At 52.2% G+C, this 20,162-nt stretch carries 14 protein-coding genes and 1 pseudogene; 2 read left to right on the top strand and 13 right to left on the bottom strand.

The window, feature by feature from the left end:
• Positions 1–137 precede the first annotated feature (137 nt).
• The 5 genes from AC0YNV_RS04005 to AC0YNV_RS03985 all read right to left on the bottom strand — a co-directional run bounded on the left by AC0YNV_RS04005 (position 138) and on the right by AC0YNV_RS03985 (position 6,385).
• On the bottom strand, positions 138–875 hold the full coding sequence (locus tag AC0YNV_RS04005) for a hypothetical protein (RefSeq protein ID WP_475766006.1): 738 nt from the start codon (positions 873–875) through the stop codon (positions 138–140).
• 285 nt (positions 876–1,160) lie between these two features.
• Entirely contained in the window at positions 1,161–2,393 is a 1,233-nt protein-coding gene (locus AC0YNV_RS04000) for a Ger(x)C family spore germination protein (RefSeq protein ID WP_475766004.1), read from the bottom strand.
• A 384-nt stretch (positions 2,394–2,777) separates the two neighbouring features.
• Positions 2,778–4,157, bottom strand: a complete 1,380-nt coding sequence (locus AC0YNV_RS03995; RefSeq protein WP_475766002.1) for a sensor histidine kinase — start codon at positions 4,155–4,157, stop codon at positions 2,778–2,780.
• On the bottom strand, positions 4,150–4,833 hold the full coding sequence (locus AC0YNV_RS03990; protein ID WP_475766000.1) for a response regulator transcription factor: 684 nt from the start codon (positions 4,831–4,833) through the stop codon (positions 4,150–4,152). The genes AC0YNV_RS03995 and AC0YNV_RS03990 overlap by 8 nt, the downstream gene beginning before the upstream one ends.
• Before the next feature lie 202 nt (positions 4,834–5,035).
• Positions 5,036–6,385 carry a PDZ domain-containing protein gene (locus AC0YNV_RS03985; protein WP_475765998.1) on the bottom strand — a complete coding sequence of 450 codons (1,350 nt, stop codon included), beginning with the start codon at positions 6,383–6,385 and terminating at the stop codon, positions 5,036–5,038.
• A gap of 236 nt (positions 6,386–6,621) precedes the next feature.
• Between AC0YNV_RS03985 and AC0YNV_RS03980 the strand changes: the two genes are divergently transcribed.
• Positions 6,622–7,131 (top strand): Crp/Fnr family transcriptional regulator, encoded by a 510-nt coding sequence (locus AC0YNV_RS03980; protein ID WP_475765995.1) that lies wholly within the window; start codon positions 6,622–6,624, stop codon positions 7,129–7,131.
• On the opposite strand, the gene hmpA is transcribed toward AC0YNV_RS03980, so the two are convergent.
• The 3 genes from hmpA to AC0YNV_RS03965 all read right to left on the bottom strand — a co-directional run bounded on the left by hmpA (position 7,128) and on the right by AC0YNV_RS03965 (position 11,756).
• Complete coding sequence (hmpA, locus tag AC0YNV_RS03975; RefSeq protein WP_475765993.1) at positions 7,128–8,384, bottom strand: NO-inducible flavohemoprotein; 1,257 nt, start codon at positions 8,382–8,384, stop codon at positions 7,128–7,130. The genes AC0YNV_RS03980 and hmpA overlap by 4 nt on opposite strands.
• 109 nt (positions 8,385–8,493) lie before the next feature.
• Positions 8,494–9,363, bottom strand: a complete 870-nt coding sequence (locus tag AC0YNV_RS03970; RefSeq protein ID WP_475765990.1) for an NAD-dependent epimerase/dehydratase family protein — start codon at positions 9,361–9,363, stop codon at positions 8,494–8,496.
• 2 nt (positions 9,364–9,365) lie between these two features.
• Complete coding sequence (locus AC0YNV_RS03965; RefSeq protein ID WP_475765988.1) at positions 9,366–11,756, bottom strand: glycosyl hydrolase family 95 catalytic domain-containing protein; 2,391 nt, start codon at positions 11,754–11,756, stop codon at positions 9,366–9,368.
• Positions 11,757–11,986: 230 nt separating this feature from the next.
• Here AC0YNV_RS03965 and AC0YNV_RS03960 point away from each other — a divergent pair, with 230 nt between their 5' ends.
• Positions 11,987–12,859, top strand: a complete 873-nt coding sequence (locus AC0YNV_RS03960; protein ID WP_475765986.1) for a helix-turn-helix domain-containing protein — start codon at positions 11,987–11,989, stop codon at positions 12,857–12,859.
• Positions 12,860–13,047: 188 nt separating this feature from the next.
• Here AC0YNV_RS03960 and AC0YNV_RS03955 read toward each other — a convergent pair.
• The 5 genes and pseudogenes from AC0YNV_RS03955 to AC0YNV_RS03935 form a co-directional block, all read right to left on the bottom strand.
• A pseudogene (locus AC0YNV_RS03955) lies at positions 13,048–14,256 on the bottom strand (MFS transporter).
• A 372-nt stretch (positions 14,257–14,628) separates the two neighbouring features.
• Positions 14,629–16,239 carry a response regulator transcription factor gene (locus tag AC0YNV_RS03950; RefSeq protein ID WP_475765984.1) on the bottom strand — a complete coding sequence of 537 codons (1,611 nt, stop codon included), beginning with the start codon at positions 16,237–16,239 and terminating at the stop codon, positions 14,629–14,631.
• A gap of 18 nt (positions 16,240–16,257) precedes the next feature.
• Positions 16,258–17,997 carry a sensor histidine kinase gene (locus AC0YNV_RS03945; protein ID WP_475765982.1) on the bottom strand — a complete coding sequence of 580 codons (1,740 nt, stop codon included), beginning with the start codon at positions 17,995–17,997 and terminating at the stop codon, positions 16,258–16,260.
• A gap of 27 nt (positions 17,998–18,024) precedes the next feature.
• Positions 18,025–19,608: an ABC transporter substrate-binding protein gene (locus AC0YNV_RS03940; RefSeq protein ID WP_475765980.1), complete on the bottom strand. Its 1,584-nt coding sequence runs from the start codon at positions 19,606–19,608 to the stop codon at positions 18,025–18,027.
• Positions 19,609–19,737: 129 nt separating this feature from the next.
• Positions 19,738–20,139, bottom strand: coding sequence for a GNAT family N-acetyltransferase (locus tag AC0YNV_RS03935; protein WP_475765978.1), 402 nt, complete (start codon positions 20,137–20,139; stop codon positions 19,738–19,740).
• Between the last annotated feature and the right edge of the window lie 23 nt (positions 20,140–20,162).

The raw sequence follows: 20,162 nt of genomic DNA, 5'->3' as shown, positions 1-20,162 counted from the left end.
GTAACTGAATTCAGTATATAACCTGAATTTGTACTCCCTGTGTACGGAGAGAACTTTTATTGACCAGTCATATTGTTAACCACCTCATTAATATGTCTATATCGTGGTCGGCTGCGGATAAGCGGCGGCGCAGCCGGTTATCCGGCCTGACCTAAGAAGTAAAAGAAGCCGATCAGCGCGGCAGATAGGGCGATCCAACACGACAAGGCAGTGGCCGAAGGTTTGGGACCGTCTCGCAGTACCTTGACGCCGAAAGGCAACAACGCGGCGCACAACCCGATTGTTGCGACGACGGAGAATGTGGTACTGCCCTTCAGCACACCCAGCGGAAGAGAAGACATAAGGGCTAAGCCAATGCATTGGTAAATTGTTAATGCGCGGGATAAATAGGAGCCAATCGCAAGGACAATCCATCCTAACATAACGGCCAAATTAAACGTCTTAAAAATATGGAACGCGCTGTAGGAATCCGCGATGACCTGGGTCGCGGCATCCGCACTTTGCTGGCGAACAAGTTGGAAAGCCAGATGGTCGACGCCGGCGTGAAAGGTGCGAGTGAATAAACCGAAGACCGAGAACGTCGCTCCCCAGAACGCCCAATGCGGTCTGCGGCCGGCGATTCTTTTGGCCAGCAGAATGACCGCCGGCAACATCAACACATTGCCGGCGGCGAACGCGCTGTATGAAGCTGTCAATAAAGCCGGATAATCCTGAAACGCAGCCAGTTGATCCGGGAAGAAAAAATGGAAACGATAGCGGAGAGCGACTCCGGTCAGCATAAGCAGCGGACCAAAAATTAGCGCCGCTCCACCAAGCCATCGACCCGGAAAATCATAGTTTTTTTTTAAGTTTTGCTCTAGGGTTATGTCGGACATTCTGATCTTCTCCTCTTTCTTTTTGGGATATGCCATAATTATAGGAATCCGGCGGGACTGATGATACCCGTCACGGCTTACATTATGCCGCCGAAAGCTTACGATTTTGTCACTTAAGCACCTACTCATTAAGTCAGAATAAAAAAAGCTTCCTGCTGGATGAAATCCAATCGGAAGCGGAAGTAATTATTTGATTGAGAACCTACTTCGGGCTCACGCGCACCCGCATTTCTTCAAAGTCCCAGAGGCACAGATTAATGATTAGTCCTGCTGATTCAAGTTTATTCAGCTTGCCTTCATCCCGACCCTCCGAATATGTACTTCACACTGGATATCAACGGACAATGTTCTGAATACCTCCGTCCATTTCTCATCCGTCCGTATATTGCGATTCCAGTAGCCCGGCATCTTCGCCCGAAACTGTTCGCCAAAGCCGAATATATCCGATCCTGCGAGCTGCAAATTTTTAATTAATTCATTGTAGCCCTTCACTCCCATATCAGCGGATGTTTTGGCAAGCTCTTTCAGGTTTTCCTCTTTGTCGATTCTGAATTTTTCATTAGGATTTTCCTCTATGTTTTCTTCCAGGCTCACATGCACCCGCACCTGCGGCTTTCCATTCTTCATTGACACCTGCGTCGTTGTTTTCCGCCGCATAATTCTGATCATAACCATTTCCTTGCTTCCCGGATGTCTTGGAATAAAGGCAGTGTATCCCCCTTGTTTCTTGCCTGTTACCGCCATATAAAACCCGATTTCAAGCTGTTTGGTCTTTCCAACCATTTTATCCTTTAAAAAATAGGCAAGGCCTGCGATTTCAATGCTTCCTTCCTTATTCATATTGAGTAACGGAAGGATCGGTTCTACCCCTTTGCTTGTACTCTTACTCCAGAACATCCCGATAAATTCTTCGGGGTATTTTCCCATCTCGACAGCATGATCAAACATAGCGAGCAGATAAAGTCCAGGAACCCTTTCCAGTTGGGGCGAGGCCCTCACAACCTTTTCCGCCCTGCCTTTGGAGATACTAAGCCAGGCAAGTCTTCGGACTTCCGTATTTCGTCTTAAATAATCGTTTAAATCCTCAAGTCCTTTACGAGCGACCTTCTCGGAGACGATAATGACACGAAGATGCCCAAGGAACAACTTATCCGCCAACTGCTGCTGCATCACACTGATGGCATCATCCAAGGTATGCCCGCTTGCCGATAGAACCCAGACCGGCGATGAACCGCCTCCCCCTCCTTCATTGCCGGGACCCAGAGGAATACGCCCTGGCACGGCAATCTGCGCGGTAATCTGATAGCCTATTCCCGCTGGTTCGGGAAAGGAATTCTTCACACTCGTTACCTCCGACTCCTCCTCCAAGCCACTTGGGGTCGCAGCATCAACAGCAATTGCAAGAACAACAGCCCGTTCTTCAATTTCCAGACGGTCCCAACAGCCTGTTAGCAACGGACATAAAATGCATGCAAGCAGAATGCATAAATTCAAGCGAATTGATATGGTCTTGAACATTGCCACACTCCAGATAAACGTTTTATTTTTAATGGGGCTTATCTATAATCCATATTCTTCCCGTGATATTTACTGTTATGTATTAATGTCGGGCAGCGAGCTGGAAAATAAGAAGACCAGCTGCAATTAAATGAAGACACTAAACCCTATATAAAAAAATAACCCCGCCAGCCATAGGCCAGCGGGATCTTCATTTTTTTATTCCCCTACAGGATTGTCATATTCATCTACGGTATAAGTCAGAATCTTGTCAAGATCACATTCTCTGTTCGGATGGTAAACGGACCCTTATTCCAAGTTTTATTATACGAATATCGAGACGAGCCGGTGCCGCTTTGACTTTCGGCCAGTAGATTGATCCTTGATTACGGAGAGAAAGAGAAATTATTTTCTTCCTTTATGGAAGAGAGGCAGGGTAACAGTAATGGTCGTTCCCTGACCAATCCGGCTCTTCACGTCAATTTCTCCCTGATGGAGATCGACGATCCGCTTGACGATGGACAAGCCGATGCCGCTGCCCGGAATGGTGCGGTCTCTGGATTTGTCCGCTTTATAGAACGGCTTGAATATATGGTGGATCTCATCTTCCGGTATTCCATGGCCATCGTCCGTCAAGGATACCTCTATGGCATTGTTGTCCTTCTTGGCTTTAATCCAGATGCTGCCTCGTTCCTCTGTAAATTTGATGCTGTTGCCAATAAGATTGCTCCACAGCTGATTAAGCTTGTCCTGATCCCCTTCGATAAGAATTTCATCCAATTCGAGCTCAAAATTTAATCTTTTGGACGACCACTGCGGCTCGTAAGCAATAACGACATTGCGAATTTGTTCATCCAGACGGTACTCGCTCCGGTTTAATTGGAGATGCTCGAATTCCAGCGCGTTTAATTGAAGCAGGTTCTCACTTAATCGGGACAGGCGGTTGCTTTCCTCCTCTATGATGCGGAGCAGCCGCATACGGCTGGATTCATCCATCTGTTTATGCTGGAGCGCCTGGGTAAATCCGATTATGGATGTTAAAGGCGATTGAATTTCGTGTGAGACATCCGATATGAACTGCCGCCTGATGTTGTCCAGCATCCCCAGTTCAAGCGCCATCTGGTTAAAGCTTGCGGTTAATTGGCCAATTTCATCCTTACGTCTGGTGGTCAGCCGGATACTGAAATCGCCTTTTGCCATTCTTCGTGTTGCTTTGGTCAAATGCTGGATCGGCTGGACGATATAACGGGCGGAGATCACAATGAAAACAATACCGAACAGCAGAACAATGAACAGCTGTTTTTTCAGAAATCCGCTAATTAAATCGATGGCGCTCCCGAATTCCGACGCCGCGAATAACGCATAGGGCTTATCATTAATGCTGAAAGGCAGACCCACCATCATATCCTGGAAACCGTGTCCTTCAAGATCGCGATAAACACCGCCGTTTAATACGATATTAATCTGGTCCGCGCTGACTTCCATCGGCCTGTCCGTTGATTCGCCTTCATTTCTGTCTTCAAGCGGTCTGCCGTCGGGATCAAAAACGCGAATGGAATAGTTGGGCAGCGACATCATGCCTTTCATCAAGGCATCCACATTGTCGGGATTGGATTGCTGGTACGACTGAACGATTGCTTTGACATTAATGACCACATTATCCTGTATATAATTCCTGAGCTGATTGCCGTAGAGCCTTCCGTTGATGATAAATCCGAATATCATGCTGATGATCATAGTCGCGAGGAACGTAATGATCAGCCGGATATAGAGGTATTTAATCACGGTATACCTCCAGACGGTACCCCAACCCGCGGAGCGTCACAATGCGGAAGTCTTTCTCGAATGCGGAGAACCGGTCCCGAAGACGTTTGATATGCGTATCGACGGTCCGCTCGTCGCCTTCATAGCCGTATCCCCAAATATTCCGGATCAGCGCGTCCCGCGTATACAGCTTGCCGGGATGGCTTGCCAGTATGATGAGCAGCTCAAATTCCTTGCGCGGAATCGATTCGCCTTCACCGGTATCTTTATAACGGATCTCGTAATTGGTTTTATCAAGTGTCACATTACCGAGCTTGATGGTTTGCGAAATGGAGATCCGGTATCGTTTCAGCAAAGCTTTTACCCGCATGACGAGCTCCATCGGCTCAAAAGGCTTGACCAGATAATCGTCTGTGCCAAGCTGGAAGCCTTTGATCCGGTCCAGAGGCTCACCCTTGGCTGTAATCATAAGAATGGGCTTGTCCCCCGCCTCCCTCAGTCTCCGGCATAATTCCCATCCGTTCATCCGCGGCATCATGACATCAAGCACGATCAAATCTACGGTATGTTTGGTGTAATAGTGCCATGCCTCTTCCCCGTTGGCCTGCTCAATGATATCTATTCCTTCATCCTCCAGATATAAGCGGACCAATTCGCGTATATGCTTCTCATCATCCACCACCATAACCGTCGTCATGACAAATCCCCCTTGAACCTTCAGTATCTCCATTATACGTCTTGAATTTGTACATAGTTTGAACAGATGATGCAAGCAAGGCGGTACGAACAAGGAGAAACAGCTTCGCGAGTCCTCCGGCGGCCAAGCATGGCAATAAAAAAGCAGTCCAAATCCGAAAAAAAAGATTTGGATTGCTTATAAGCCTGAAGCATGAATGATTTTATGCCCTGGGATGTGATTTCAGCCAATTCAGGATCTCATCCAGGGTGTGAACAGGCACAATATTCAGGTCCGGCGCCCCTTTGCGCGCATCCTGCTCCTGACCGGCAGGCACGAAGAAGACGTCGGCGTCTGTCTGGTCGACAGCGTATGCCTTCTGTTCAATTCCACCAATAGGCCCGACCGAACCTGCCGCGTCGAGCGTGCCCGTACCCGCTACCCGATTGCCGTAGGTCACACCGCCGGGCGTGAGCTGATTGATCAGCGTAAGGGCCAGAATCGCGCCATGTGAAGGACCTCCCTGGTAAACCAGGTAAGAGCGAAAATCAACTCTCTTCGGCAGATCGGCCTGAACCCGGTCCTCTACCTGAATGCCAAATACCGCCCGCTTCGGATCGTCTGCGCTGGCCATCGTCTTCACGGCTGCATCCGTGGTATTCCCGTCCCGCTTGAGCTTCACGGCCACCTCTGCGCCCGGGTTCACTTCCCCCATACGGGCAGTCAGCTCCGCAGCGGACCGAACCGGATGTCCATCAATCGCCAGCAGCTGATCGCCAGGCTTGAGCTGCCCTTCGGCCGGACTCTCCGGCATCACTTGTGCAATCTGGACACCGGTCGGAATGATGCCACGTCCAATTCCAAGCTTCCGGAAAGCCACCGCGCTGCTGATCTGGTTTGCATCGGCCCGCTGGTCATTTGCCGCCCGCTGCATCTCGCCAAGCGAGATGCTCGTATCTCTTTTCCCGATCTGAATATGGGGAAGCAGGGCTGCGTACAGCCAATCGATTGGAAAAGCCGGGCGGTCAATGACCAGAACACCCTCGATGGAGCCTTGGGGCACACCGCCCTCCACATGGGCGAAACGGTTCATATTCAATGTAAAACCCGGTGAAGTAATCCCGTAAGGCGTTGGCCAGAACAGCCCTGCCGCGATTATCACAAAGGTAACCAGCAAAGCTGTGATCCGCCGCAGCCATCGATCACCGCGGCGCTTCTCCATGACGATAATATCGAGCATAGTCAGCAGCAGGGTAATCAGAATGATCAGCAGCGCGGCTGCCAAATGGTTCGGAATCTGAAAAATGGCAATTCCCGAGGCTATACTGCCGGCTGCGATCAGGAATCTGAGCGCCAGCTGCCACAGCTGCCCGCGGCGTTCAGCGGCAATACCGGCCGCAGCGCCAAGCAACCAAAGCAGGGGAATCAGCGCCAGCAGGTTGACCAGCCATTCGATCCGGTCAATCCAATAGATATCTCCCGAGCGGATCGGGTCCCCCAGCCAAATCAATTCACCGATAACGGATATAATGGCGGCAAGGCCGTATCCGGCGATGTACAAGCGCTTTCCCATCTTCACCATACTCCCCCTTTTATCCATTAAATGTATCATGATCGGAGCTGACATACTAATACCCCCGATGATTTCAGCCAAAAAAGCGGCGGGTTGAGGAATCGATGCTGTGCCTGTCCGCTTCAGGAGTCATTCAATAGTTTGGTTATTTCCGTCCATATGTACTAGTATAGAAAGAAAAACGCCCGGCGCAATCAAGCGCTGAGCGTTCTGTTATGAGGAAGGTGAGCACTGGCATGCTGCTTCACAAAGGGGAAACCCTTTTTCGCCAAGGAGAGACCGGGCCGCTTTATCATGTAAGGAAAGGCCTGCTCAAAATTATCCGCATTCACGAGGACGGCAGCCCGATCCTCATGAATATTATTGTAGCCGATGAAATGATCCCGCATCATTCCTTAATTACACACAAGCAGTATCATGGAACAGCAATCGCGCTGGTCACCTGTGAAATCGACGTCATTCCGTCCCGAGACTGGTATGATTCCCTGGAGCAAAATCCCCAAAAATGCCTGGAGATTGCGCTGCTCCTGCAGAACAAGCTCCGGATGATGCAGCAGCGGATCGACCAATTGACCCAAACCTCCTCTGCCGAAAAACTGCGCAGCCTTCAGCAATGGTTTGAACTTTATATTGGCCCGGCGGCTTTGGAGGATGTCCTCACCCAGGACGAAATCGGCCAATTGATTGGACTCCGCCGGGAAACGGTCAACCGCCTGCTGCGGGCGCAAGCTGCTGGCGGCCGTTAAGAACTGACTGCGGATTGAGGCTCTTGCTCATCTGTTCCCTCCAGGCTTCCGGAAGGTCCAAAAAACTCATAATGCCTGTCATCGGCCCCCACCCCGCAGGCGGTCAACGCCTGGTTCACCACCTTCATGAACGGCTGCGGACCGCAGAAGTAAAAGCCCGCATCCATCGTAGGAATAACGGATTCCAGCCAGGGCAGGTCGATAGCGCCTTCCCGGTGATAGTCCTGCAATTCCCTGTCCCGCTCCGTCGGCTGGCGATAGCAATAGTGAACCGTCAGCTGAGGATGACGGCGGGCGAGCTCTGAGACATGCTCCTTCATGGCATGAACGTCCCCGTTCGATGCGGCATGGATGAACGTGACCTGACGCTGCGGATCATGGTGCACCAAGGTGTTGAGCATGCTGATCATCGGCGTCAGGCCAACGCCCCCGCTGATGAGCACCACAGGGCGCCGGTCCTCGCGGTCCAGTGTAAAATCCCCGGCTGGGGCCGACAGCCACAGCACATCCCCTTCCTGGAGCGACTGATGCAGCATCACGGAAACTTTACCTTCTGGCCGGTCCTTATTGGCATCCTCACGTTTTACGGAGATCCGGTAATAGGGTTTCCCCGGCGCATCGGACAGGCTGTATTGGCGAATATGCGTAAACCCGTCTTCCTGGGCATCCGTCTTGATGCTGACATACTGGCCGGGCTCAAAAGCTGCAATGGCTCCCCCGTCCCGTGGAACCAGATATAATGAGGTGATGACTTCGCTCTCTTTCACCTTGCTTTCCACTACGAAGGGTCTGAACCCCTCCCAGCCTCCAACCTGCGCCTTCGTCTCTTCAACCATCGCTTGTTCCACGCCGATGAAGGCGTCTGCAATCATGCCGTAGGCTTCCGACCAGGCTTGCAAAATTTCATCCGTCGCAGCAGCTCCAAGCACCTCCTTGATCGCCGCCAGCAAATATTTCCCCACGACCGGGTAATGCTCCGGCTGTACGCCAAGGCTGCGGTGCTTGTGCGAAATTTGTCTGACCGCCGGGAGAATGTTCTCCAGATGGTCAATATGAAGCGCTGCGGCATACACCGCATTGGCAAGCGCCGCCTGCTGTTTCCCCTTTTTCTGGTTCGCATGGTTGAAGATATTCAGCAGCTCCGGATGGTTCAGAAATAATAATTGATAAAACCGGGTCGTAATTGCCGTTCCATGGACTTCCAATACCGGTACTGTCGACTTGATTATGGCTATGCTCTCAATGCTCAGCATCTTGCATTCTCCTCACTTGATTGGGCTGATCTTTCTAAACCCATTATAGGCAGCAAGCGAGGCCATGCCCTGTGATCGAGATCACATCAAAAGTCAACGATCTGTGACATTACAGCATGCTGTTATCTTCAATGGCCCGTGTCAGCTTCACCGGAGAGAAGCCAAACTCTTGCTTCATCCGGCGCATATCATACAAGGGCAAATATTTGCCCTCCGGCTCCCTGTACGCGGAAAGATCAAAATCCGCCGCTTGATCCCCAAGCAGCGCCTCCAGCATCTCAATCGATGAGACGGTTGATCCGCTGTCGGGACCAACAAAATTGCAATTCAGCACCCTGTCTGCAGGCGGCGCCTCCACGATGCGGACAAGCCCCTCCACAATATCGCTGGCAAAGACCCGTCCAAGCAGCACATACGGAGCATTCAGCCTGGCATCCGTTCCGATCACGGGAGGAGTCCAGCTCTCGTCGGGCACGACTGAGCCAAAACGCAGGTTGATGAACTCGCTCCCCGGCGTGATCCGGTGGAAATACCGGGTCACCTCTTCTACCATAGCTTTGCTCAGTCCGTAGGCATCCTTGGCCAGGCACGTGTGATCATCAGTTATCGGAAGCTGTTGGGGAATAAAACCGGCGTCCAGACATCCCACCGCGGCAATCGAGCTGGCTGTTATAAATCTCCGGCAGCCTTGACCGATCAGATACCGGTACAATCTTCTTGTGCCCTGCACATTGACGGCCAGGCCATCCTCTTCGGAGCAGCCCCCGGTCACGGCGGCCAGATGAATAACGGCATCGATCTGCTCGCCGTCCAGCTTCTGCAAATCCTCCGGATTATCGAAGGAGCCCTGCACGAATTGCATGGAAGCCGGCTCTTCAATCGGACTTCGGGCCATTCCCAGAACCGTGTGCGTTCCGGCCAGCCTTCGGGCCAGTCTCTCGCCGATAAATCCGCTTACGCCTGTAATCAAAATTTTCATCTTCATGCTCCCCTTGAATCAGATTGGCTGTGTTTCACGATGCGGATGGTCTCGCCTGCCGTTGTCGGAAGCTCGCCGATTTCACCGCTCAGGCGCTTCTCGCCGAAGGAACCGGTGCAGAATGCCCCTTCCGGCCAAGGAATATGAAAGGTCAATGTGGACCCGGCTTCGCTGATGATCTCCACAGCCTGCACTTCGCCTGCCTCAACAGACGCGCTCACCAGGAAACCGCCAACGGCCCGGAGCGTATGAAACTCCGCCCTCTTGTCCTTGGGCCAGTTCGGGAACAAACGCAGCTCGCCGTTATAGCTTTGCAGCAGGCATTCATTAATGACCGCCGGTAGGGCAAAATTCTCAAACCAGATTCCCATTCCCGACATAAAATCAAAGTTGGTTGCAGCGGCGTAGCGCCCCCCGGTCATCAGCACCCGGTCGGTGCAGGTGCCGTTCGGCAGCAGGCAGTAATGAATTTGCCGCTTGAACCGTTCCAGATCGAGGATGCCAAGCCTGGCTCCGGCAAAATTATAGAATACAAGCTCATTCCCGCCTTCGTTGCGGTGATTCAGGAAGGAGTTGACCGCAATTTGATACGCTTCAGGATCGGAATGCAGCCCATGCTCTTCCCCGGGAAATACCGTCGTGATCGGATTCGGCACATTATAGACCACCTCGGCATCCTCGCCTGTTACGGAGACGAATACGGTCCCCCTGGAGGATTCGGCTGTCGGATAGTCCGGGAAGTTCGCCAGAATGTCCTTCACATCGTGCAGCAGGGCAGTCTCGGCTTCCTCTTCGCCAAGAACGCCGCAGGCCCGGACAAAGGCATGAAATAGAAACTTCGTCAAAGTCAGGTCCACGAGACAGTCGCTGTTCTTGGCAAATCCGGGCGACAGCTCATACAGCTCCGGTACTACAGTAGGGAAAATGTGATAGTTGTCATCTCCCCAGCGCCCGCCCCGGGCCTCGGGCCGTTTCATGTAGTCAACCATGAACAAGGCCGCTTCCTTAATCGGGACATAAGCCCGATCGCGCAGGAAGGTCTCGTCCATGGAATACAGGTAATGCCACCAGAGGCTTTGCACCGTCCATGGCGTTTCACAGATCTCCCATCCCCAGTGGGGCACGGGATAAGGCATCATCGTCATGTCAACCGGATAGGCAGAGTGCGGATAATAAGCGCCGCGCAAGCCGTAATATTCCTGCGCCCATTTGCGGCTGACCGGCAGCACATGATCAACCATATCGACATAAGGCAGATGCTTGTCCAGGTGGTTGCTGGAGAAAGCCAGCCAGAACGGCTGCTGCGTATTATAGTTCATATGATAATCGCCATGCCAGGCGGAGCCGATCGAGCTGAAGCTCCAGTTGGCGAACAACCCCGGACAGGTTACGCCCTCTTTTACCGAACAATTGAAGAAATACAGATTCCAATACCAGGTGCGCTCCAGCAGTTCATCCTCCAGCGCAACCGCGGAACGGCTCCAATAATCTCTCCAGCTTTCCTCCGTACCGGATTCGGCGTCGTTCCAGGCCTCCTGACCGGGGGGCAGCTTGTCTGAAACAGCAGCTATTTCGGAATTCAACCCTTCCCACAGCTCGACACATGCGGAGAAGCCGTTTTGCGTGTCCAGCTTCAGCGATAGCGGCTGGTCCTTGGAGGAAGCAGCGAAGCCGCCGGATGTCCTGACTGCCAGCCGGAAGGCTTTGTCTTTCACATGTCCTCCGTAATCAGCGCCAGGCTTCTCCACATAAGGCAGATGCTGCGTAAAGGCAACAGTGCACGCATCTCCGTCCACGAAGGAAGCAGCTTTGGGGAATTCCTGCGGCGTCTCGGGATCCGGAATGAGCGTCAACGCGTGGAACAACGGAATCTCTCTTCCCGTTTCCGTATCTGCCGCCCGCAGCCAGAGGCGGTCATGCTCCTGCTCCACGAATAACTCCAGCTGCGCGGGATTTCCGCCGGCCAGAAAATCAATCCTGCACCGCCCATTGGAGATATCAAGGGTATGTCCGAGCACTTCGGTTTCGCGCCGGTCGAACTGGAGCAGCAGCGAGCCGCAGGGCATCGGTCTCGGATAGGATTTCCGGTAATTTTCTCCGGTCATTTCACAGTATTCCCGGTACCAGGAATCCTCTGTCAGCGAGGACAAATGGTCCGGAATGTCCTTGAGCCTGTTGTATACGTCCTGGAAGGTGCCGATCTCATCGGCGTGATCCTCTGCAATGCGGATATCCCATACATTATTATGCCCGAAGTGGATCATGACGGCATCGGGCCGGGTGGTAACCACTACGCCAAGTCCGCCGTTCCCGAGCAGCGCTCCTTCGAAGAAATCCGGTGCGGGACCGGTGAACGTAATGGGATGCTTCCTGGCTTGTTCAAATGGCTTCATCTAAGCATCTGCCTTTCTTAACTGGAAATAAATTTGTCTTAAAGCGCTGTCATGGATTTGTTCCCCAGTCCACGATTACCGGTAAGCTTGCAATCTGTACTCCATCTACGATAGTCTTGCAGTACAGTATTTAATCTATCTGAACTGCAGAACAATGTATTTAGCAGCCGGTCATTTATTTGCACAATAGTCAGATCAATTCAGATTTTCAACCATCTGGGGGCAGCCGCATGAATTTTTCCGCATTCCATCCGTATGTCTATTATGCATCCCGCTATCCGTTCTCCAGGGGCCAGTCCAGCGCTCCCCGGATCTGCTATTCCAGCTCCATTTATATGGTCAGCGAGGGCTATGGCGTTCTGCTGACAGGAGGAGAAGCCTACCAGGCCGGACCGGGCTCGCTGATGTATGTGCCTGCCGGGCAGCCGCATGAGTGGGTAGCGGATTCCATCGATCCGATGGTGCATGTCTGCTGTTATTTTGACTGGAGTTATGTGGAGAGAAGAGCTCTTTCCGATTGGTCCACACCCATCTGCTACAACCCGGAAGAGCTGCAGACTGCTTTCATTGGCCCGGACTTCCCTTTTCCAATCCCCGTTGCCGCTGCCGTGGACTCCCTCCGCCCGTGGATCGATCTGTTCCAGAGCTTCTACAAGTCCGGCGATTACACCAGCGATCGGACCTTCATGAGGAGCTTGACGACACAGCGGAATTTCCAAAGCTTCATTGATTATTTCCTTCAGCATATGCTGAAGGACACCCATATCCCGGACCCCAGAATCAGCCATATGCTGGATCGGATGGAAAGAGATCTGCTCAGCGTTCCGCCGAAGCCGCTGGAGCAGTATTACAGCAGCTTGAATATGAGCCGGGGGCATTTTTTCGAGCTCTTCAAGCAGGCGACCGGATATTCCCCCGTCCAGTATATGAACGGGTTCCGGATCGGCCGGGCCATGGAGGATTTGCTCCGTACCTCGTTAACCATTACGGAAATCGCCGACAAGTATCATTTCAGCTCCGTACATTACTTCTCGCGGTTGTTTCACAAGCAAACCGGACAATCTCCGCGGGAATTCCGTGCAGCGGGCAAGCTGAATAAATGAGAATCAGCCTGGTGCAGTTCGTCCCGCTGCGCCATAACAAAGACCGCATGCGGATACTAGGCATGCGGTCAGATACAGGGATAGAGTATATATGTGCAGTTTATTTTGTTCACCTGCAAATCTTTGCTTTCAATGAATATGCACTAGATACCATATATATGGCTCAAGGAATGCTTCTTCCATATGAGCTACAGCGTTTGTGAATGATTTTGAGCGGTACGTTTTTTTTGAATGAGGGGAGCTAACAGAAGGGCACCGATTACAAGCAGGCAGCCGCTTGCGGCAAACACCGCAAGGAGAGAAAATGCATCCTTCAAATAGCCCGAAGCTGCCATGCCCACTACCATCATCCCCATAAATATCGGTGTAATCGCTCCCCCGACACGGCCGATCAGCGCACCCTCTGTATTGGTCATAATAAGCGTCTGGATGCCGACTTGAATACACGGATAAAATAATCCATTCATGATCTGCAGCACCAATGTCAATGCAATGAATGTCGATATACCAACTCCAATTGTACAAAAGGCAGTCACAAGCAGACCGGCCGCAAGCAAAATCTGCGGTTTGACCTTTTTTGCGACGCCCATGATGACAATCCCGCCCGCCAGCATCGCCGCACCGTTCGCCATAAGCAGATACTGCAGGAACTCCTTGCCTTGTCCCAGTTTCTCAATCGATATAAACAGCATCAACGGCTGGATCATGCCTGCTGCAAGTCCCGTAGCTGCGAATGTTGCGCTCAGCGTTCGTAGCGGGCGATTGGTCCATAAATATCGAAGGCCTGTCAGCATTTCCTGCATCAAACCCCCGGATCCGTTTGACTGCGGTTCATCCGTATCCCGCGGCAGCCGCGACAATATTAAAGCCGATCCCAGAAACATAATAGCCGTCAGGATGAGGGAAACCTGAATGCCGTACTGCAAAAAAACAAAAGTGCCGATAACCGGTCCCAGAACCGTAAACACAGCCACCAGGGACTGGGACATCGCCATAACGCCCTGCAGCTGTTCAGCAGGCACATGTCTCATATACAGCTTCATCGCGGAAGGCTGCGAGAATTGGGATAGGCTTGCGGAAACAAACGTGCCCGCCAGCAGCGCATACTATGCACCGCTCTCAAGTACAAGCAGCACGATGAATACAGACAGAGCAGAGATCAGATCGCTTCCTGCCATCGTTCGTTTGGGCTTCCACCGGTCGGCGAATGTTCCTCCAATGATGGCAAATATAAAGATCGGCGCAAATTCAACAACGGAAATGAGAGCTACATAGTGCGGGTCATTATTTGTCAAATCCGTTACATACAGCAGGATAGCAAAATTTCTGATCCAGATTCCAAGCTGCAAGAGCACTCTGGACAGGATGATGGTTCGTACATAGCTGTTTTGAAGCATTCTTTTCATTCCCTTTTTCTTTGATTTAACAGACATCGACGGCCGACATCTATTCTTTTCAAGTTTATGCTGCTCCGGATCAGTACTTCGTTTCATTGCTGCGTCCCTGTATTCGCTGTGCCCTTCTGACTTATGATCAAATAATGGACACGCCCGGAAAATCGAGGTTCACAAAAACCAAACAATATATCGATATATCGTAAATTATATAGACGTTTTATTATATTGTCTATATATTTATCTGAATCCCCGATCAATAAACAAGAAAACCATTCACATTTTTCAGTAAAACAACAAACAACTCCATCCATTGTTTTGTTTTTTTGCTCAATCACGTAAAACAAAAGCCGCCATGAGCGGCGGCTTCGGGATTTATGATCTTCTGAAGGGCTTGCGGTAATCATGCGGCGTTACGCCGTGCACCTTGCGGAATAATCGGGCGAAATAGGAGAAGTTATTGTAATGAAGACCGTCCGCAATCTCGCTGATGCTCCGGTCAGTCGTCGCGAGCAGATCAGCAGCTTTGCGCATTTTCTCCTGAAGGATATAATCCGTCAGCACGATCCCCGTCTCCTTGCGGAACAATCGCGACAGATATGCGGGATTGACGAAGGCGACCGCTGCCAATTGTTCACGGGTCAGGTCCTCGCCAAGATGCCCGGAGATATGGGCTTTCACCTTCTGGACCACGGGACTTACTGCCAGCGGCTTCGAGAACAGACTGCCCGCAGCCTCGCCAATAGAGTGTACCCATGCTTTGAACTGAATCACAGAACGGGTAGCCGGCTCTTTTTCCGGGCTGTTCAAATTCTCATAAAGCTGCTTCGCTTGAAGACCTTTGCGGTGCATGGCATAGTAGATCACCTGCAGAAGAGCGTGATAGGCACCAGTCAGCGTCTCGACCGATGCCGGTCTTGAGTCGAGCCGGCCTGCCCATTCCTCGAGCTTGGCTGTAAACTCCATTAATAAGCCCTGCTCCAGCAGATCCGCCCAATCCAGCATGGAATCTGTCATCATAGGAGCTGGCTTCGGCACAGCGCTTTCCTCCGCGTCCCCGCTCCATATAATTTCATTGGTCAAGCTGACATTGCGGTATTCCTTGTTAAGGAGGGCCAAATAACTACTCAACACCGCTGTCACAGCTGTCAGTTCTCCAATGTAGCAGGACAGCCTGCAGTAGAAATAACGCCTGCTGGCATTCAGGTATTCACGGCACCGGGCCTCGATTTCTTCCCTCGCTGCCTCCCGCTCCCCGAGATGCAGCACTACCAGGATATTGCCCCGGTTATCCTGAATGACATTACCCGGCACGCCGGCGAGCAGCAGTTCTTCCGCCGCTTTGCGCAGGGCGAATTCCATAATCAGCTCATCCCGCTCGTTCAGCGGTTTGTCCCAGCTCTCAACACTTATCAGAATGAGTCTGATCGTGGCTACCGAGCTTAGACTCATCCCATATGGGGCAAGCGAGCTCTCGATCGACGTTGTATGCGGAGGTATCCGCCGCTCGAGAAGATCCTGCCAGAACCTCTCCACCAGCATGGGCCTGCGGCTGTTCCACAGCTCTACGATCTTGTTGTACTGATCGTCCGTCTCGCTTACCCTCCGCTTCTCCGCCACCTTGCCGATTGCCGTCACCAGCACCTGCTCCAGCTCGGAATAGATGACCGGCTTCAGCAAATAGTCGAAGCTTCCCAGATGGATCGCCTTCTGCGCATACGCGAATTCGGAGTGGCAGGTCAGCACGATGGTTTCCGGCGCAAGTCCGGCCCCCTTCACCCACTCCATCAGCTCGAGTCCGCTTGTCTCCGGCATCTCGATATCGCAGATGACGATATCGATATCATGCTCCTGAAGCACCTGCCGGGCCATCGGAGCATGATAAGCCTCGTATACCTCGGCAACTCCAATCAGCTCCCACCTTACTCCCGAGCGGAGGCCCTTAACGGCATAGATTTCATCATCCACAATCAATACCCGTATCATATTTGCTTCACCCTGCCCCTAATTTGCTTTGCTGCCCGGCAGCTGCAATGTAATAAGCGCACCCTGCGGGTCCGCACCGGAGAACTGCATCCTGACCGGACCATTGTAATAGAGCCTGCATCGCCGGACGACATTCCACAGCCCCAGGCTTCCATCGCCCGGCTCCTGCTCATGAACCTTATCCTGCAGCCGGTCAGCCTGCCCCTCAGACAGTCCTTTTCCGTTATCCTCCACCTCGATGAGCAGCCCCTTCACTTCCCCATCCCCCATTGGCGATATTTTTACCCGAATGCGGAACGGGCTTCCGGTACGGATCGAGAAGCCGTGCACCATGGCGTTCTCCACGAGGGGCTGGATAATCAGCGGAGGAATTGCGGCTGATTCCACGGAAGGATCCACTTCAAAATCAAACGCCAGCGATTCGGGAAAACGGTATTTCTGAATCGAGAGATAGTGAAAAATATGCTCGACTTCTTCCTTGACCGTAATCGTGGATAGCTGTGTGCGGGTCGTGTATCTGAAATAACGGACCAGATGCAGGGCCATGCTTTGTATGACCTCATAGTCGCGGATTTGCGCAAGCTGGTACACAATATTCAGGGAATTCATGAAGAAATGGGGATGGATCTGCGCTTGCAAATGCTTAAGCTCGGCCTTCTGGGTGCGGATCTGCTCCTCGTAGATATCAATTTTCAAATATTCGATCTGCTGGGCCATGCCGTTGAAGGTTTCCTTGAGCGCAATAAACTCCAGCAGCTTGTTGTCCTCCATGCGGACGCTCAGATCCCCGGAGCGGATTTTGCGCATTCCTTTGATGAACTGGTGGATGGGCTTCACGATCGAGTTTTGCAGAAACAGCAAATACAAGCCCAGTATAATTGCGGCCAGCATCGGGATCAGATAAGTCAGATTGCGAAAGAACGGCAAGCCCTCCAGCAGCGTCCGCTCCGGAAGCATAAGCAGCAGATCCATGTCCGCCATCCTTGAGCTTTTGGCCACAAGCAGATAGGGTTTATCCAGCTTCACGATATTATAGGCTGCGCTTCCGTCGTCCAGATAGCCGCTTAAATCCAAAGACGCAAGCTCGCCCTGAATATTGGCGCCGATCCCCGACAGCGGCACCCCCTCGCCCGAAACAAGCAGCGCTTCGCCTTTGCCTCCTTGACTGAGCAGCCGCATCGGCTCCATGAGACTGTTCAGATCGACCCAGGCTCCGATATAGGAGTCATAATTCGTATCCACCACTCTAAGCAGGGCGTAGCCGCCGTTCTGCTCCACCAGCTGCCAGCCTCTGCGGCTGCCAAGTTCCTTCCCGGGAAGCATTTGCTTCAGCTTCTGCTGGATGATTTGCTTGCGTTCGTAGGTGACGGACTGCTGCTGGGCGGTGAACAGCTCCCCGTATTTGGAGCTGTAGGCAAACAGAACTTCAGCCGCTTCGTAATAATTGATATTCACGTTCAGATCATTCGCCGCCTGCGTCGTGGACAAATAATACTCCCAGCTGTCCCTGTCGTATTGGCTTAGCGAGATCAGGCTTTGGTCCTGTTCTGCCGTCTTGTATAAATAATTCTCGATTTCCCCGAGCACCTGGTCCATATCGTTCATGTACATGGTGAGCATGTTCCGGTTGGATTGCGCCACCTGCGAATGGACCACCTTCGTCGCGTACAGGTTATTCCACAGCAGCACGATGACAAGAGGGACTGTGACAAGCCCAAAGCCGAGGATCAGTCTGGAACGTATTGTAGCTTGCCTCATCGTTTTCCCCTTCCCTTGCCCGGTCGTCTACCTGCCGCCAGCCAGCCACTGGTCAAGCTGGCGCTGTTTTTCCGCCACGACTTTTGCCGAGCCGGCAGCCTTCAGCTTCTCCAGATACATGGGCATAATCTGATCGGGATCAATTGCACCCGTATTCAAGGCGGGCATAAATTCCTTCTCGACCAGGATGGAAGCCGCAATCTCCGCCTTGACCTTCCCGGGATTGAAGACGAACCCGAGCGCTTTGGATTTGTCGGCCTGCTCGTTGAAGCGGCGGTATTCTTCCCATAAGCCCGGATTCTCGTTATCCCATAAGTAGGAGTTCAACTGATTGCCGAACATCCATGGCTGGTTCAAATTGTAGCCGACCGTCTTGGCGTCCACGCCGGGGGGATATTCGATGACGTTGTTATCTTTCTTGATATAATGGACGCCCTCCACTCCCCAGTCGAGCAGATTCAACAGATAGGGATCGGTATACAGCAAATTCAGCAGCATCATCGATTTCTCCGGATACCTGGCGCTTCGGGTAATAGCGAACATGGCGCTGGTCGTATCGGCTGTTGTCGTGTACGGCTTGGTCAGCTCCACGCTCACCATCGGGTAGCCCGTATCCCGCGAAGCTTGGATCTCAAAGCCGGGCTTGATCGACTCCGCGTAAGAGAATGCATTGCCTGCCTTGACGGCATCGTACTCGTTGTCCTTGGATGTGGTTGCATCCGCGTTCAGGTAGCCGGCACGGTTCCATTCATACATCAGTTTCACGTATTCCCTGAATTCGGCCGTCTCGGCCATATTCACAACCTCCGTCGTATTGCCGCTGCGGTTAAGCACGCCTGGTCCTTCGCCCAGCATATCGAATATGCCGTACTGCATCATGAAGGTGAGCGGGCTTCTGTCCGCACGCACCTGCAGGGGAGCCATGCCCGGCTCCTTCCTCCTGACCTCTTCGAAGACAGGGCCCAGATCAGCCAGCTTCCTGACCTGCGTCAGGTCAAGATCCAGCTTTTCCACGATATCCTGCCGCAGGACCAGCCCTTTGCTGGAGGCAAACTCCTTGTTCGTCACGATCCCGTAGAGGCTGCCATTGATTCTGCTCGCCTCCAGAATGGAAGGATCGAGAATTTCGCGAATCCCTTCCCCATACCGGTCAAGCAGGTCATCAAGCGGCAGATACCGGCCCTTCGCCACCTCGTCTCCGAAGCGCATCCATCCCGCCGTGAAGAGGATATCGATCTGTTCGCCGGAAGCGAACATAAGGCCCGTTTTGTCCCACCAGGCACCCATATCGATCGTGCGGATATCCAATGCTGCATTGATTTTTTTCAACAAATACCGGTTAATCGTCTGCTCGACGAGTGCAAGATCCTTCGGCTCATTGCCGGCGGGAAATACCATGACCAGATTGTCCGGAGGACCTTCGGAATGGATTGCCGTCCCGCTCGCGACCGATGCGGCGGCTGATTGAGCGGCTGACGGCATCGCCGGTTGTCTGCCGCTGCCGGAGCCGGGCCACTGCCCGCCCAGCATGAAATAAACGGTTAGGATTGAAGCGATAAGTACCATCGCAATCGCATATGTAAACGTTTTCCTTTTAGTCCTGTTGAACATCGCGATCCCGCCCTTATATCACTTCGCTCCATCCACCCATCATACAATGGCCCTTCATGATACGGCTACTATAATTGTAACTCCCTATGCTAAGATTGTGACTTTCGCCAAGCGCTGCCGGCTATTGTTCTACAACATTAGTGACATGCCGTATAATTCCGGATACACAAGCTTAAAATCATGCTTTTGATAAAAGGCAAGGTTCGCTGCATCAGCCATTACGATAATATCGGCATCTTTCGGAGCGTTATGATTCAAGTATCCCTTGATCTCATGGATGATGAGTTCGTTCAGCGCCACATCCCGGAATGCGGGATTGACGATAATATCCACAATTTGAAAGGTACAGCCTCCATCGCCGATGACCCGGCCCATCCCCATAAGCTCCGATTCGTTGCTTCTTATGACTATCGAAAAAAGCGAATGGCTTAAAGCCCTCGCCGCCGCGGAGTCGTCCTTTGTGCTGAGGCCGGCAGCCGTTCTTAACGCATGATATTCCTTGACGTCCGGAGCTTCATAATAAAGTTTCATTTGGCATTCTCCTTTTTACCCAA

It is taken from the genome of Paenibacillus sp. JT31N11, assembly GCF_056269285.1.
This window is presented reverse-complemented; position numbering and strand designations above follow the sequence as displayed.